This window comes from Polaromonas sp. P1_F2, from assembly GCF_056405735.1.
This window is the reverse complement of the sequence record NZ_JBFUBN010000002.1, coordinates 655812-670326: the sequence shown is the minus strand read 5'-3', so window position 1 is coordinate 670326 and position 14515 is coordinate 655812. Positions and strand designations below refer to the sequence as shown.

The following is a 14515-nucleotide window of genomic DNA, read 5'->3' as shown; positions in this document are numbered from 1 at the left end:
ACTGCTCGGCTTCGTCTTGCCAGCCATTGCGGCGCAGTTCGCGCGAGATCGTGCTCGGTGATCGCCCCAGCACTCTCGCAATCTTGCGGATGCTGCAATTGTGCAGCTTCATGCCCATTACCGTGCCTCGCTCTTCGGCACTCAATTGTCGATATGTTCTTGTCATGCAACTCCTCTTGGATTGGAAGTGTTGCACTTGGTCCTTGAATCCGCCCTTACTTTCTTTTGGCGAAGCAAAAGAAAGTGAGTTGCTGCCGGCAACCCCGGCCAGCCGCCCTCAGCAGAGAGAACAGAGGGGGAGCGCGCTAAGGCCGGAGCAAGACCCGACCAGCGTACCCCATCTGCTGCGCAACAAACCCCTCAAACGCCCGCAGCAGCGACTGACAATCCCCACTATCCCCTTCAAGCCGAACCAACGCAGAACAGACCGCCTCCAGCGTGGAAAGCTGCCCCACCTTCTGCGCCTTCCGAATCCGGTAGTTCGAAGCCGACGATTCGTCCAGCGACAAGCGCGGCAACTTCCGAAGCAAAGGATTAAGGAGCAGCATCTTCCGGCTCTTGCGCCAGGTAGCATCCAGCACCACCAACCGCACACTCGCCGGGTCCTGGAGCCGCCCAACATCCAGGGCAGGCGCCTCGGCATCCTCCGGCGTGGGCGGATACAGCAGCACCGTATAGGCAGGCGTCTCCCCGATCGCAGCAAGCAAGCCGGCTTCCTCAAACGTTTCACCGGTGAGCATCCGGCTGCGCGGCAGGCTCAGGTGCAGCAGCCGGCCGGTGTTTTTGGCGTGGTCCACTTCCATCGGATGCTGCAGGATCAGCACCTCAGCCGCATGCGCAACCGGCGTGATCCATTGGCAGATGCACGCGCTTTGCGGCCGCATGCAGATGGCGCAGCCGGTGCGCCTGGCCGCCTCAGTCACGGGAGCGGGGGCTGTCCGCCTTGTCGTCCGGCGAATAGGCGTTCCTGAGCTGCACAGGCTTGGCGGTCTTGCGGCGCATGCGGATGTTGAGCATTTCCACCGCCACCGAGAAGGCCATGGCGAAATAGACATAACCCTTGGGCACGTGGTGGTCCAGGCCTTCGGCGATCAGCACCACGCCGACCACGACGAGGAAGGACAAAGCCAGCATCTTGATGGTCGGGTGGGTGGACACAAAGCGGCCTATGGCCGGCGCGAACAGCATCATCAGGCCGACCGAGGCGATGACGGCGGCGATCATGACGGCCAGGCTGTCGACCATGCCGACCGCGGTGATGATGGAGTCCAGCGAGAAGATCATGTCGACAATCATGATCTGCACGATCACGGCGGCGAAGGTGGCCTTGACGGTGCTGGAGGTGTGGCCCTCTTCGCCTTCCATGGACTGGTGGATTTCACCGGTGCTCTTCCAGATCAGGAACAGGCCGCCGCCGATCAAGATCAGGTCGCGCCCCGAGATCTCCTGCTTGAGCACGGTGAACAGCGGCTCCACCAGCCCGATGATCCAGGACAGCACCAGCAGCAGGCCGATGCGCATGAACATGGCCATGAACAGCCCGAGCCGGCGCGCCACTTCCTGTTTGTCCTTGGGCAGCTTGTCGACCAGGATGGAAATAAAAATGATGTTGTCTATGCCCAGCACCAGCTCCAGCGCGGTCAGGGTGGCAAAGGCAACCCAGGCTTGCGGGTCCGTGAGCAGTTCCATCATGGCGCGTTCTCTTTCTTTTCATTCAGTTAGCAGGACTTCCAGACTGGCAGGGGCCGCGGGACCAGCTTTGCCAGACCGCAGGCGCAGTGAGCAGGCGTGGGGGCTCATCAGGAGCCTAAAAATTCACCAATGGGTTTGAGATCTTCCACCCTATCGCAAATCGACTTGACGATCATCAAAATCGGAATGCCCAGCAGCAGCCCCCACACGCCCCACAGCCAGCCCCAGGCCAGCAGCCCGACAAACACCGCCACCGGGTTCATGCGGCTGGCGCGGCTGGTGAGCCAGGGCGTGAGCAGGTTGCCGACCAGGGTATGGATGACCAGCGAGGCCCCGCCCACGGCGAGGGCCATGTTGAGCGAGCCGAACTGCAAGAACCCGACCAGCGCGGAGCCCGCCGCCGTGACCAGCGAGCCGACGTAGGGCACCATGTTCAGCACGGCCGCCGCAACACCCCAGACGGCGGCGTTGTCCAGCCTGAGGGCCAGCAGGGCCAGCCAGGTCAGCAGGCCCACGAGTGCGCTGGTCAGCAGCTGCACCTGCAGGTAGCGCTGGATCTGGCCGGTGATTTCATTGAGCGCCTGCAGCGTGATTTTCTTGCTGCTCAGGCTGTCGCCGGCCAGCTTGATCAGCTTGCGCCGGAAGGTATCGCCAGAGAGCATCAGGAAATAAGTGAGGAAGACCACCACCGTGGCCTGGCCCACCAGCGCGATCAGGCCCACCGTGCCCGACCACAGGAAGTGCCTGATGTCAAAGCGCGCGGGCTCCACCACGACACGCATGGCGCCGCGCGTGTTGCCGGGTGCCGAGCTTTCCTGCGCGGCCTGCTCGATCTGCGATGCGGCTTTCTGCACGGTTTCCAGCGCGCTGTCGGAGCGGCCGGTGCGCGCCTTCACGGCCAGGCGGAACTTCTGCGCTGCCGCGGGCAAGGCTTCCACAAGCTGCGCGGCCTCGTCGCCGAGCGACCAGGCGGTGGTGCCTATGCCGCCCAGGATCGCCAGCAGGAGCACGGCCGCGCTCAGCCAGCGCGGCACTCGCCTGGCCTCAAACCAGTTGACCACCGGCGAAAACGCGTAGCTGAACAGCACGCCCAGCATCACCGGGATAAAGACAGCCTTGGCCCAGTGCAGCACAAACAGGAAGCCCAGGCCCGCCAGCACCACCAGCGACATATTGCGGATGTCGACCGGCATGTGAAGAAGCACGCGCTGCGCTTCGGCGGCCGGGGCCGCTTCGACCGGCAGCGGCGAGTCGGCTTCTTCTTGTGTCATGTGTCTCCCGTATGCGTTTAAGCCGCCGGGCGCGAATAGCGAAATTTCCGCGATGGAAGGCCCAGGTAGTACTTACGAAGATATTCAAACCGGGCCGCCCAGGAAAACGTGTAGGACGCTTTCGCCGGAACGTACCAGCTGTTCAGGCCGGTTCGCAGCAGCAGCTGGTAGCCGTTGGCGCGCATCAGCGCGTGCTTGTGGTGGTGAGTGACGTGGTCCTCGATCAGCACCAGCCGGGGCTGCCAGTGGCCGAAGTCGAAGCCCGACAGGGCGACCAGCTCATGGCCCTCGATGTCGATGGACAGCAGATCGAAACCGACGGGCGCGCCGTGTTCGCGCAGCATGGTGTCCAGGGTTTCGCAGCGCACCGCCACGGTGGAGCGGACCACGGCGCCCAGGGCGATGGGCCGGTCTTCCAGCGTCGAATGCGGCCCGGCGCGGTTCAGCTGCAGCAGCTTGCCGGCGTTTTCGGCGCTGGAGCAGGCCATCTCGATCACCGTGCCCTTGCGGCTCTGGCGCAGCAGCGCGCAGCAATCCGGGTCGGGCTCGACCAGCAGGCCCGTCCAGCCCAAGGCCTCCAGGTGCTGGGACTGCGAATCGAGCACGGGATCGTTCGCGCCCACGTCCACATAAAACCCGGGCTTGCCGTCAAAAAATTCGCGCACCAGCTGCTGCTCGACGGCAGGCTGGTTGCTGAAGCGGTGCACGTGGCGCTGGGTAAAGTCGACGTATTGGGACATGTGTGAGTGGGGAAACGGGAACAAAAAAAGAACTTCGGGGCCGGGGAAGCCGGCCTCAGGCCGTGATGGCCTCGCGCACCGCGCTGAGCTGGCGCCGCGACACCGCCAGCAGCTCGTCGATGCCGTTGAGCCGCACCGCCCAGCCCTCGCCCTCTTCGGGGTCGAAATGTTTTTCAAGCGCGCGCACCGCATGCCGCGCGATCAGCGCATTGCGGTGTATGCGCATGAAGCGCTGGGCGTGGCGCTCCTCGAGCTCGCTCAGCGAGCCGTCCAGGATGTAGCTCCGGCTGGCCGTGCGCACGGTGATGTACTTGAGTTCGGCCTTGAAATAGATCACCTCGGCCAGCGGCACGCGCTCGGTGCGGCCCCGGTCCTGGATGATGAGCATTTCCGCGGCGGCCTGGGAGGGGGCGGGCCGCGCGGCCTGGGCCAGGCGTTCGACTTTCTGCAGCGCCTGCTGCAGGCGCTCCAGGCGCACCGGTTTGGTCAGGTAGTCGACGGCCTCGAGTTCAAAGGCCTGCACCGCATGCTCGGAATGCGCGGTGACGAAGACCACGGCCGGCCGCCGCGGCATCGCCGCGATCATCTGGGCCAGCGCGATGCCGTCGGGGCCCGGCATGCGAATGTCGAGCAGCACCGCATCGAAAGGCTCGCGCTGCAAGGCCTTCATGGCCTGTTCGGCGTCGGCTGCTTCCCCACCCGCCACCGCCATCGGCGCCTTGCAATCGCCCAGCAGGGTCCGCAGGCGGGACCGGGCCAGCGCTTCGTCGTCCACCACCAGTACCTTGAGTGTCATGCCGGAATCTCCATGCGTACCTGAAATATGCCGTCCTTGAAGACTGTCTTGAATTTCGCCTCGACATCATGCAGCAAAGCGAGCCGCTCCCGCACATTGGCCAGCGCCAGGCCGTGGCCGCGTTCGCCGGCGCCGGCCGGGGTCGAGTTGGTGACCTTGATCACCACGGTGCTGCCGCGCTTGAGGGTGGAAATCCGCAGCTGCGCGCCGCTGGCGCTGGGCTCCACGCCGTGCTTGACGGCGTTCTCCACCAGCGGCTGCAGCAGCAGCGGCGGCAGCTTGGCCTGGTCGGCGTCGGCGTCCAGGCTCCACTGCACCTGCAGGCGCTCGCCGAAGCGAACCTGCTCGATGGCCAGGTAGCGCTGGGCCAGCAGGATCTCCTGCCCCAGCGTGACGGATTCGGCCGGGTCGGCCAGCGCGTGGCGGAACAATTCGCTCAGGTCTTCCAGCACGGCCTCGGCCTTGGCCGGCTCGGCGCGCACCAGGGCGATGGCGCTGTTGAGGGTGTTGAACAGGAAATGGGGACGTATGCGCGACTGCAGCTCGGCCAGGCGCGCCGCCGTGGCCGCCGGCGTGCGCGCCTTGGCGCGCCAGAACAGGCCCGCCAGCAGCACGGCCGACAGCAGGGCGCCCGCCGCCGCGCTGGCCTGCCAGGGCGGCCGCATCAGCAACCCCATCACCGACAGCAGGCCGCAGCCGTAGAGGCCCGCGCCCGCGCCCAGCAGCACCCCGGCCGTCCATTGCTGCCAGTTCCTGAGCCGGTTCAGCCGCGACTTGAGGGCGCAGGCCACGATCAGCCAGGCCAGCGTGGCCGGCAGCACCCCGCCGGTCAGCAGGGCAAAGCGCAGCAGCCATTGAAGGGGGGTGTCGGCGCCGAACATCGCGGCCACGCCCACCACCGCCTCCGCGAACAGCACGGCCCGCAGCACCACCCCGACCTGGCAGGCGTCGAACATGCTGGCGCGCGTGCCGCCGCTGCGCCGCGCGGGCTCCTCGTCGCCGGAGATGACGCTGCCCAGCAGCGTGGATTCCCCGAAATTGTGCGGATCAGGCGAAGGCTTCATGGCGTGCGTGCTTGGATATCGACAAAACGGCGGGAGCGGGCTCCCGGGCGGATGAGAAACAGGTTCCTGGGCACATGGATAAAATCACCGTGATGCCGAGTATTGCACCGGTCGCGCCCCCTGCGGCGGCGGCCTGAAAGACAATCAAGGCCGTCGCCGGCCCGTGCTTGCCCAGAATAGCGCATCCGGCGCCCCGAATCCACAGCCTGCCCGGTACCGCCGGCAAGCTGGCCGCTACCCTTAGAAAGCCCGACGTGAACCAATTCGACAAAAAGTCCCAAGCCTGGTCTGCCCTGTTTTCCGAGCCCATGAGCGACCTGGTCAAGCGCTACACGTCCAGCGTGTTCTTCGACAAGCGCCTGTGGCAGGCCGACATCGCCGGCTCGCTGGCCCACGCCGAGATGCTGGCCGCGCAGAAAATCATTCCCGCGGCCGACTATGCCGACATCCAGAAGGGCATGGCGCAGATCACCGCTGAAATCGAGTCCGGCGCCTTTGAATGGAAGCTGGACCTCGAAGACGTGCACTTCAACATCGAGGCCCGCCTGACCCAGCTCGTCGGCGATGCCGGCAAGCGCCTGCACACCGGCCGCAGCCGCAACGACCAGGTCGCCACCGACGTGCGCCTGTGGCTGCGCGGCGAGATCGACCTCATCGGCGGGCTGTTGACCGACCTGCAAAAAGCCCTGGTCGACATCGCCGAGAAAAACGCCGAGGTCATATTGCCGGGCTTTACTCATCTGCAGGTGGCCCAGCCCGTGAGCTTCGGCCACCACATGCTGGCCTATGTCGAGATGTTCAGCCGCGACGCCGAGCGCATGCAGGAGATCCGCAAACGCGTGAACCGCCTGCCGCTGGGCGCCGCCGCGCTGGCCGGCACCAGCTACCCGCTGGACCGCGAGCGCGCGGCCAAAACCCTGGGCATGGTCGATGAAAGCGGCAAGCCGCAGGTCTGCCAGAACAGCCTGGACGCGGTGAGCGACCGCGACTTCGCCATCGAATTCACGGCCGCCGCCTCGCTGGCCATGGTGCACATCAGCCGCATGAGCGAGGAACTGATTTTGTGGATGAGCCAGAACTTCGGCTTCATCCACATCCCCGACCGCTTCACCACCGGCTCGTCCATCATGCCGCAGAAGAAAAACCCCGACGTGCCCGAACTCGCGCGCGGCAAGACCGGCCGCGTGGTCGGCCACCTGATGGGCCTGATCACCCTGATGAAGGGCCAGCCCCTGGCCTACAACAAGGACAACCAGGAAGACAAGGAGCCGCTGTTCGACACCGTCGACACGCTGAAAGACACGCTGCGCATCTTTGCCGAGATGGTGGCCGGCATCACCGTCAAGCCCGAGGCCATGGAAAAAGCCGCGCTGCGCGGCTATGCCACCGCCACCGACCTGGCCGACTACCTGGTCAAGAAGGGCCTGCCTTTCCGCGACGCCCACGAAACCGTGGCCCACGCCGTGAAAGCCGCCACCACGCACGCCGTCGACCTGTCCGAGCTGCCGCTGGCCGTGCTGCAAGAGTTCAATCCCAGCATCGAAAAAGACGTCTACGACTGTTTAAGCCTGCGCGGCTCGCTGAACGCCCGCAACATCCTGGGCGGCACCGCGCCGGCCCAGGTGAAGGCGCAGATCGCGCGGCACCGGGCGCGGCTGGGCTGAGGGCTTCCGCTCCCCCTCCCCGCATTCACTCCCTCTCCCCTTGGGAGAGGGCAGGGGGTGAGGGCCAGTTGCCTTCCAAATATGCAGCGCAACATCAACCGCCGCCAGCCCTCATCCCAACCTTCTCCCAGAGGGATAAGGAGTAAAACCGGAAGCACACTGGATGCCGGTTTTTAAGCCCCACCTAAGTCAGTGCATGCATACTTGTACCTTCTGAGTAGGGTCCCCCAATGCGTTTATTGCTGGTTGAAGACGACACCATGATCGGCGAGACGGTTTTGCAGGTGCTGCGCGCCGAGCATTACGCGGTCGACTGGGTGCGCGACGGCCGCATGGCCGACGAGGCCCTGCGCAGCGAGCACTACGACCTGGTGCTGCTGGACCTGGGCCTGCCGCAGCGCGACGGCCTCGAAGTGCTGCGCACCCTGCGCGCCCGCCGCGACACCACCCCGGTGCTGGTGGCCACCGCGCGCGACGCGGTCGGCGACCGCATCGCCGGCCTGGACGCCGGCGCCGACGACTACGTCGTCAAACCCTATGACACCGACGAGATGCTGGCCCGCATACGCGCGCTGATACGCCGCAGCGCCGGCCGGGCCGAACCGGCCTTCGAACACAAGGGCGTGAGCCTGAACCCGGCCACGCGCGAAGCCAGCCTCAACGGCCAGCCCGTGACCCTGTCGGCGCGCGAATGGGCGGTGCTCGAGCCCCTGCTGGCGCGCCCCGGCGTGGTGCTCTCGCGCGCGCAGCTCGAGGAAAAACTCTTCAGCTGGAAAGACGACGTCAGCAGCAACGCCGTCGAGGTCTACATCCACGGCGTCCGCAAAAAACTCGGCAACGACATTATTCAGACCGTGCGCGGCCTGGGCTACCTGGTGCCCAAGCAATGACAAAGCCGGCAACCCATTCCCTGCGAAAGCGTTTGCTGTGGTTTGTGCTCGCCGCCATCCTCGGTGCAGCCGTGCTACAGGCCGGCACCGCCTACCAAGGTGCGCTGCGGCAGGCCGATGCGATGTTCGACGAGCACCTGCAGCAGATGGCGCGCTCGCTGCGCAGCGGCGTGCCCCTGAACCTGCCGCTTGAAGAAGCCGATGACGACGACCGTTTCGAGGTCTATGTGCAGATCTGGGGCCTGGACGGCACGCAGATCTTCCGCTCCACCCGTTCGGCGCTGCCGCCGCGCGCGGTGCTGGGCTTTTCCGACGTGGAGGCCCACGGCAACCGCTACCGCGTCTACACCCTGCAGACCGCGCTGCAGACCGTGCAGATCGCGCAGGACCTGGACGCGCGCTCGGCCCGCGCGCGCGCGCTGGCGGTGCGCGCCGTGATGCCTTTTGTGCTGCTGACGCCGCTGCTGATGCTGGCCGTCTGGTGGGTCATCAGCCGCTCGCTGGTGCCCATAGAACGGGCCCGGCGCCAGGTGGCGGGCCGCCGCGCCGACGATTTGTCGCCGCTGGCCGCCGAAGGGCTGCCCGACGAAGTGCGTCCACTGGTCGACGAGCTCAACTTGCTGTTCGGCCGCGTGCGCGGCGCTTTTGAGGCGCAAAAACATTTTGTGGCCGACGCGGCGCACGAGCTGCGCTCGCCGCTGACGGCGCTCAAGCTGCAGGCCCAGGCCCTGCGCCGCAACGGCGACACGCCCGCCGAGCGTGAGGCCGGCATCGCCCGGCTCAACCAGGGCATAGACCGCGCGATACGCCTGGTCGAGCAGCTGCTGGTACTGGCCCGCGAGGAAGCCGGCGCGGCCGCGGGTGCGGCCGTGCCCGTCGACCTGCAGGAAGTCGTCAAGCTCGCGGTGGCCGACGTGCTGCCGCATGCCCTGCACAAGCAGATAGACCTGGGCCTGGTGGCGGGTAACCCACCGGCGCAGCCGCTGCGGGTCACGGGCCAGGCCGACGCCCTGCGCGTGCTGCTGCGCAACCTGCTGGACAACGCCGTCAAGTACACGCCGCCCGGCGGCCGGGTCGATGTTTCGCTGGCCCTGGCGGACGGCCACCCCGAGCTTGCGGTGGAAGACAGCGGTCCCGGCATCCCGCCCGAAGACCGCGAGCGCGTGTACGACCGCTTCGTCCGCGCGGGCGCCGAAGGAGGCCGGGCCGATGAAGCGCCGCAAACCGGCAGCGGCCTGGGCCTGGCCATCGTCAAGGCGATCGCCGGACGGCACGGCGCCACGCTGCAGCTAGGAAGCTCGGAACGCCTCGGTGGGCTCAAGGTCGATGTCCGATTTCCGGCGGAGCCCGCTTCAAGCGCCCCTTAAGCCCCGTCTAAGACAGCGTCTCCATAGTTGGGGCATCGACACACAGAGTGTCGCAACCTCAACCCAAGGAAGCACGCCATGTCATCCACCGCATTGAAGAACACCCGGCTTGTCGCCGCATTGCTGGCCGCGGGCGCCATTGGCGGCGCCGGCGTCGGCGCCATCAACATCCTGCATTCCGCCGCCACGGCCGCCCCGACGCCGGCGATCTCGGCGCCCGCAACAACCACCAGCACGGCCGGCGTCCCCATGGTCCTGCCCGACTTCTCGCAAATCACCGAACGCTACGGCCCCGCGGTGGTCAACATCAGCGTGACCGGCACCACCAAGGTCCGCAATGAAATCGCCCAGGGTGACGGCGACGACGATGACTCGCCTTTTTCGGGTGACCCCTTCTTTGAGTTCTTCAAGCGCTTCCAGCAGGGCCAGGGCCGCCCCGGCGCCCGCGGCAATGCCCCGCAGCAGGAAGTCCCCACGCGCGGCCAGGGCTCGGGCTTCATCGTCAGCGCCGACGGCATCATCCTGACCAATGCCCACGTGGTGCGCGACGCCAAGGAGGTCACCGTCAAGCTGACCGACCGCCGCGAATACCGCGCCAAGGTGCTGGGCGCCGACCCCAAGACCGACGTCGCCGTGCTGCGCATCGAGGCCAAGAACCTGCCCGTGGTCACCCTGGGCAAGATCAGCGAACTCAAGGTCGGCGAATGGGTGCTGGCCATCGGTTCGCCCTTCGGTTTTGAGAACACCGTCACCGCCGGCGTCGTGAGCGCCAAAGGCCGCTCGCTGCCCGACGACAGCGCCGTGCCCTTCATCCAGACCGACGTCGCCGTCAACCCCGGCAACTCCGGCGGGCCGCTGTTCAACACGCGCGGCGAGGTGGTCGGCATCAACTCGCAGATCTACACCCGCAGCGGCGGCTACCAGGGCGTGTCCTTCGCGATCCCTATCGACGTGGCGGCCCGCATCAAGAACCAGATCGTGGCCACCGGCAAGGTCGAGCACGCGCGCCTGGGCGTGGCGGTGCAGGAAGTCAACCAGTCCTTCGCCGACTCCTTCAAGCTCGACAAGCCTGAAGGCGCGCTGGTCGCCAATGTCGAAAAAGGCGGCCCCGCCGAGAAGGCCGGCCTGCAGACCGGCGACGTGATCCGCAGCGTCAACGGCCAGCCCATCGTCTCGTCCGGCGACCTGCCCGCCATCATCAGCCTCGCAGCCCCCGGCGACAGCCTCAAGCTCGACATCTGGCGCCAGGGATCGTCCAAGGAGATCACCGCCAAGCTCGGCAGTGCCGACGAAAAGCCCGGCCAGGTCGTGGCGAAGAAGGACAACCCCAACCACGGCAAGCTGGGCCTGGCCCTGCGCCCGCTGCAGCCCGATGAAAAGAAGGAAGCCGGCGTCGACAACGGCCTGGTCGTCGAACAGGCCAGCGGCCCCTCGGCCCTGGCCGGTGTGCAGCCCGGCGACGTGTTGCTGTCCATCAACGGCGTGCCCGTGAAGAACATCGAGCAGGTACGCGCCACCGTGTCCAAGGCCGAGAAATCCGTGGCCCTGCTGATACAGCGCGGTGACAGCAAGATTTTTGTGCCGGTGAATCTGGGGTAAGCGAAAGCGTGAGGCGCGCGGCCCCTGGCGTTGCCGGGGCCGCTAGCCTTCCTGTCTGAAGGCGAGCCGGGTCCAGGTGACGTCCGCTGCAAGATTTCCCGGCTGCAAGGACTCCGTTAGCGTATTCAGCACGGCCTCAAGCCCGTGCTGCCGCGCAAGTTCTATCGTCTCCTCGCCCGAAACATCAAACATCCGCCGCCCGGCGGGGACAGGCCCATGTCGGAGGGACAGCAGGATCAGCCCGCCAGGCGCCAGCAGCGACACCAGCCTGGGCATGCCGATGCGGCGTTCCGCCTCGTCAAGGTGCATCCACACCGCACTCAGCATGACGACGTCAAAGCGCTGCCCGCGCGATAGCACACGCTCCAATCCAGGCAGGGTATCGTCCAGCCACTCGATCAAAGGCGAGGGGTGAAGGCGCATGGCCGCCGTCAGAAACTCCGCGGTCGGCTCCACGGCCAGAACGCTGTGCCCCTGTTCGGCGAACCAGGCGGCATCGACGCCAGTGCCCGCGCCTATGTCCAGGATGCGGCTGGGGGCCGTCGGCAAAAGATGCAGTTCGGCCTCGTGGCGTTTGACAAAGGGAGTGGCTTCGTACTGGGGAATCAGCGCCTCGGCTTGCTCGGCGTAGCCTTGGGTTCCTGGGGATTTGGCGACCTGCTGCATTTCAGGCATCTCCACCGTCATCTCCACCGCCGCCGTGACCGCCCACACCTGAAGCATCTCCGCCCCCCGCCCCCCAGGCGCCCCCACCCGCCACCGACCCTGAGGCGATGGAAAGAAACAGCCAGCCTATCAATGCGCCACCGGTTGCGCAAGCGAGGACCAGCGCGAGCGATGCACTTGCGGACCACTCTTCAAAATGAGGCCCACTGATCAGGACACCAGCGAAGAGACCTACCGCGACTCCGCCAAACAAGCCGTAGCCCCGGTAGCTTCGTGCTGTGGATTGTCCAGCGGGTTCATGAGTTTTTTCCATGCTCATAGGTCTCCAAATTTGAATCGGCCTTTGGCAACAGCCAAGTTCCACCGAAGCGGCAGAACGTCTTGGACGTTTGGCTTGACTGGACAGTTATGCAACAAGCTTCTCCTCCTCACGCACCGGCTCCCCTTCACCGGCCACCGGATCACGGTAGTGGTACCAGGCTTCATGGGGCGAGTAGACGCCGCACGCCAAGCACGCGGTGCTCGGCCACTTGACCCCGCAACCGGGACAGACAGCCCTGGTCCAGAACGTGTTCCAGACGGTACCGCAAGAGGGTACACAAAACCACCGGTCTTCGGCACGGGGCCGCCATTCGCACTTGGGGCAGTAGATTTCGACCTTTTCCATTTCCTCCCTCTCATTTCAAGCTAAGCACGGGCTGCATACGCCTCGACCAATTCGTAGAGATTGCTCAACTCTTCAGGCAACTCGGGCTCCCCCTCAAGAACGTCAATCCTGTGCCTCACCAGGTGGAACTCGGCCTCGGTCCTTATTTTTCCTCGCGCCATGACTTTCTCCAGACGGGCCGCCTCGAGTTGCAGGAATTCAGGGTACTCCGCCATCATCGCGTCGTGCAGCGCTTTTGAAACCGCCCCGCGCCACTGAATATCAACCTCGCCGATAAGGCCGGGCATTTCCCTCAAACCCTGCTCCAGGCCGGTGACGATCTGCGAGCTTGTCTGCTTGGGGTCGCGTGAACGGACCTCGGCGACGAAGGCCGGAACTCCAGCTGCGACCTGACACAGCTCCCATGCCTTTTCATCCGGGATGCCGACAATTGTTTGCGCGAATCGCGCGTACGCCGCAAGGAGTTTTTCTGATTTTGTCGCCAAGTTGTTTCCTTGCACGGCCTAGGGTGCGAGTTGAGCAGCTCATCCGTGCCGGATGTCTTGAGCGCAATGGTAGCGATCATCGGGATCAGCGGCTCTTAGTGCGTAGACCTTCTCCCATGTTGAATCCCAATCAGCCTCCGCCGTAAGAGCCACACCCGGATAAGGGCCCGCTCCCTGTTTGAAGACGCGCCATATCGGAAGATCGGTGGCGGCTGCGGATTCAAAGAATGCTTCGGCGAACGTGGAAAACCAGCCGGAATCCATTCCCAATGACTGATGGGCAGAGCCGGCCAGCCCAACCAAGCCCCATGGGCATTCAGGCCCGAATCCGAACTCACAGTAACCGATACCTGTTGATGACTTGGCATGGTCCAGCACAGACCAGCACGGATACGCCTCACCATCCGTCCCGTAGTCCCATGCGCGTAAAAGAACCTGCGGTTCCACGAGCAGGCTTCGAATATGTTTGACGACACGCGCGTCGCGAATGCCCTCAAGCTCTTTTTCGACCAATGCATGCAGCTGGGCAGGGGTAACTGTCACTCTAAAGCCTATTGTTGGATGTAGTCGGAGCCCGTCAGGACGTTCTCTAAATCTGTGTATGGAGCCCGCATTTTGATGCAACACCACGCCCAGCCCGACTTTGTCGCGCAGACGCCGCGTTTACCCCCTCAAATCCGGTCATTTCCCAAAACCCCGGCGTAAAACCGCATTCGCCTCGCTATATTCCCTGCATGGCAACGACGACAACCTCCAGCAGCAGCACCAGCCGAAACCAGGGCAGCCTGCCCAGCCGGCTGCTGCGGCGCGCTCGCGAAGAGCGGCTCCCGCAGTCGGCGGGTGGGTTGACCTTCACCATGGTGATGTCCATGGTGCCGCTGCTGGCGTTGAGTTTTGCGCTGTTCGCGCGCATCCCCGCTCTGCATGCGGCCGGGGACGCGATCCGTGAGCACCTGTTGCGCGGCCTGCTGCCCGATGGCATCGCGCGGACGGTGCTCAAGCATTTGGCGCAGTTCGCGGGTAATACCGGCGGCCTGACGCAGGTCGGCTTTGCATTGCTGCTGGTGTCGGCGCTGGCGCTGCTCATGAGTGTGGAGGGCACGCTGAACCGGATATGGCAGGTCAAAAAACCGCGCCCGCTGCTGCGCCGGCTGGGACTGTATATCGGCATGCTGCTGACCGGCCCGGTGCTGATAGGCGCCAGCCTGTGGGCCGCGTCCTATCTTGCGGCGGCCTCCAGCGGGCTGCCGGTGGCGCGGCCCGGCTGGTTGCCGCATGCGTTGAACATCGGGCCCATGGCCTTGAGCGCCGCCGGATTTGCCTGCCTGTTCCGCTTTGTGCCACACACCGTGGTGCGCTGGCGTGATGCGATCGCGGGTGGCCTGCTGGCCGGCGTCGCGTTTGAACTGGGCAAGCAGGGTTTCGCGATCTACCTGGCCAATGTGCCGACCTACCGCACGATTTACGGGGCCTTCGCGCCGCTGCTGGCTTTCCTGCTGTGGGTCTACTACTCGTGGCTGGTCACGCTGGCCGCGGCGCTGGTCAGTGCCAGCCTGCCGCGCGGCGGGTCGCAGCCTTCCCGGCGGCTTTCGCGCGCCTGAGTTTTGCGCGTAG

General features: G+C 65.4%; 15 protein-coding genes. 5 read left to right on the top strand and 10 right to left on the bottom strand.

The annotated features are described in order from the left end of the window. From AC1D0O_RS06975 to AC1D0O_RS06945, 7 genes are all read right to left on the bottom strand, one after another. On the bottom strand, positions 1-166 hold a 166-nt coding region (locus tag AC1D0O_RS06975; protein ID WP_477652819.1), incomplete at its 3' end, for a helix-turn-helix domain-containing protein. A 139-nt stretch (positions 167-305) separates the two neighbouring features. Then, positions 306-923, bottom strand: coding sequence for a tRNA-uridine aminocarboxypropyltransferase (locus AC1D0O_RS06970; protein WP_477652798.1), 618 nt, complete (start codon positions 921-923; stop codon positions 306-308). Continuing rightward, positions 916-1692, bottom strand: coding sequence for a TerC family protein (locus AC1D0O_RS06965; protein ID WP_477652797.1), 777 nt, complete (start codon positions 1690-1692; stop codon positions 916-918). Before AC1D0O_RS06965 ends, AC1D0O_RS06970 begins: the two co-directional genes overlap by 8 nt. Positions 1693-1799: 107 nt before the next feature. Continuing rightward, positions 1800-2963 (bottom strand): AI-2E family transporter, encoded by a 1164-nt coding sequence (locus AC1D0O_RS06960; RefSeq protein ID WP_477652796.1) that lies wholly within the window; start codon positions 2961-2963, stop codon positions 1800-1802. A 17-nt stretch (positions 2964-2980) separates the two neighbouring features. Then, positions 2981-3703 (bottom strand): FkbM family methyltransferase, encoded by a 723-nt coding sequence (locus AC1D0O_RS06955; protein ID WP_477652795.1) that lies wholly within the window; start codon positions 3701-3703, stop codon positions 2981-2983. 55 nt (positions 3704-3758) lie between these two features. Beyond that, complete coding sequence (locus tag AC1D0O_RS06950) at positions 3759-4499, bottom strand: LytR/AlgR family response regulator transcription factor (RefSeq protein ID WP_477652794.1); 741 nt, start codon at positions 4497-4499, stop codon at positions 3759-3761. Next, positions 4496-5563, bottom strand: a complete 1068-nt coding sequence (locus AC1D0O_RS06945) for a sensor histidine kinase (RefSeq protein ID WP_477652793.1) — start codon at positions 5561-5563, stop codon at positions 4496-4498. Before AC1D0O_RS06945 ends, AC1D0O_RS06950 begins: the two co-directional genes overlap by 4 nt. A gap of 254 nt (positions 5564-5817) precedes the next feature. On the opposite strand from AC1D0O_RS06945, the gene argH reads away from it, so the two are divergent. The 4 genes from argH to AC1D0O_RS06925 all read left to right on the top strand — a co-directional run bounded on the left by argH (position 5818) and on the right by AC1D0O_RS06925 (position 11083). Beyond that, positions 5818-7227 (top strand): argininosuccinate lyase, encoded by a 1410-nt coding sequence (gene argH / locus AC1D0O_RS06940; RefSeq protein WP_477652792.1) that lies wholly within the window; start codon positions 5818-5820, stop codon positions 7225-7227. A 230-nt stretch (positions 7228-7457) separates the two neighbouring features. Next, a complete protein-coding gene (locus tag AC1D0O_RS06935; RefSeq protein ID WP_436153556.1) occupies positions 7458-8117 on the top strand; it encodes a response regulator in 660 nt (219 codons plus the stop codon). Beyond that, the gene (locus tag AC1D0O_RS06930; protein ID WP_477652791.1) at positions 8114-9484 is read left to right on the top strand and encodes an ATP-binding protein; all 1371 of its coding nucleotides are present in this window, start codon (positions 8114-8116) and stop codon (positions 9482-9484) included. Before AC1D0O_RS06935 ends, AC1D0O_RS06930 begins: the two co-directional genes overlap by 4 nt. 78 nt (positions 9485-9562) lie before the next feature. Continuing rightward, positions 9563-11083: a DegQ family serine endoprotease gene (locus tag AC1D0O_RS06925; protein ID WP_477652790.1), complete on the top strand. Its 1521-nt coding sequence runs from the start codon at positions 9563-9565 to the stop codon at positions 11081-11083. Positions 11084-11125: 42 nt separating this feature from the next. Here AC1D0O_RS06925 and AC1D0O_RS06920 read toward each other — a convergent pair whose 3' ends face one another. From AC1D0O_RS06920 to AC1D0O_RS06910, 3 genes are all read right to left on the bottom strand, one after another. Then, the gene (locus AC1D0O_RS06920) at positions 11126-11749 is read right to left on the bottom strand and encodes a class I SAM-dependent methyltransferase (RefSeq protein WP_477652818.1); all 624 of its coding nucleotides are present in this window, start codon (positions 11747-11749) and stop codon (positions 11126-11128) included. 687 nt (positions 11750-12436) lie between these two features. Beyond that, positions 12437-12901 carry a hypothetical protein gene (locus AC1D0O_RS06915; protein WP_477652789.1) on the bottom strand — a complete coding sequence of 155 codons (465 nt, stop codon included), beginning with the start codon at positions 12899-12901 and terminating at the stop codon, positions 12437-12439. Between the two features lie 39 nt (positions 12902-12940). After that, positions 12941-13444 carry a hypothetical protein gene (locus AC1D0O_RS06910; RefSeq protein WP_477652788.1) on the bottom strand — a complete coding sequence of 168 codons (504 nt, stop codon included), beginning with the start codon at positions 13442-13444 and terminating at the stop codon, positions 12941-12943. Positions 13445-13635: 191 nt separating this feature from the next. Here AC1D0O_RS06910 and AC1D0O_RS06905 point away from each other — a divergent pair, with 191 nt between their 5' ends. Further along, a complete protein-coding gene (locus AC1D0O_RS06905; protein ID WP_477652787.1) occupies positions 13636-14502 on the top strand; it encodes a YhjD/YihY/BrkB family envelope integrity protein in 867 nt (288 codons plus the stop codon). The last annotated feature ends 13 nt before the right edge of the window (positions 14503-14515 follow it).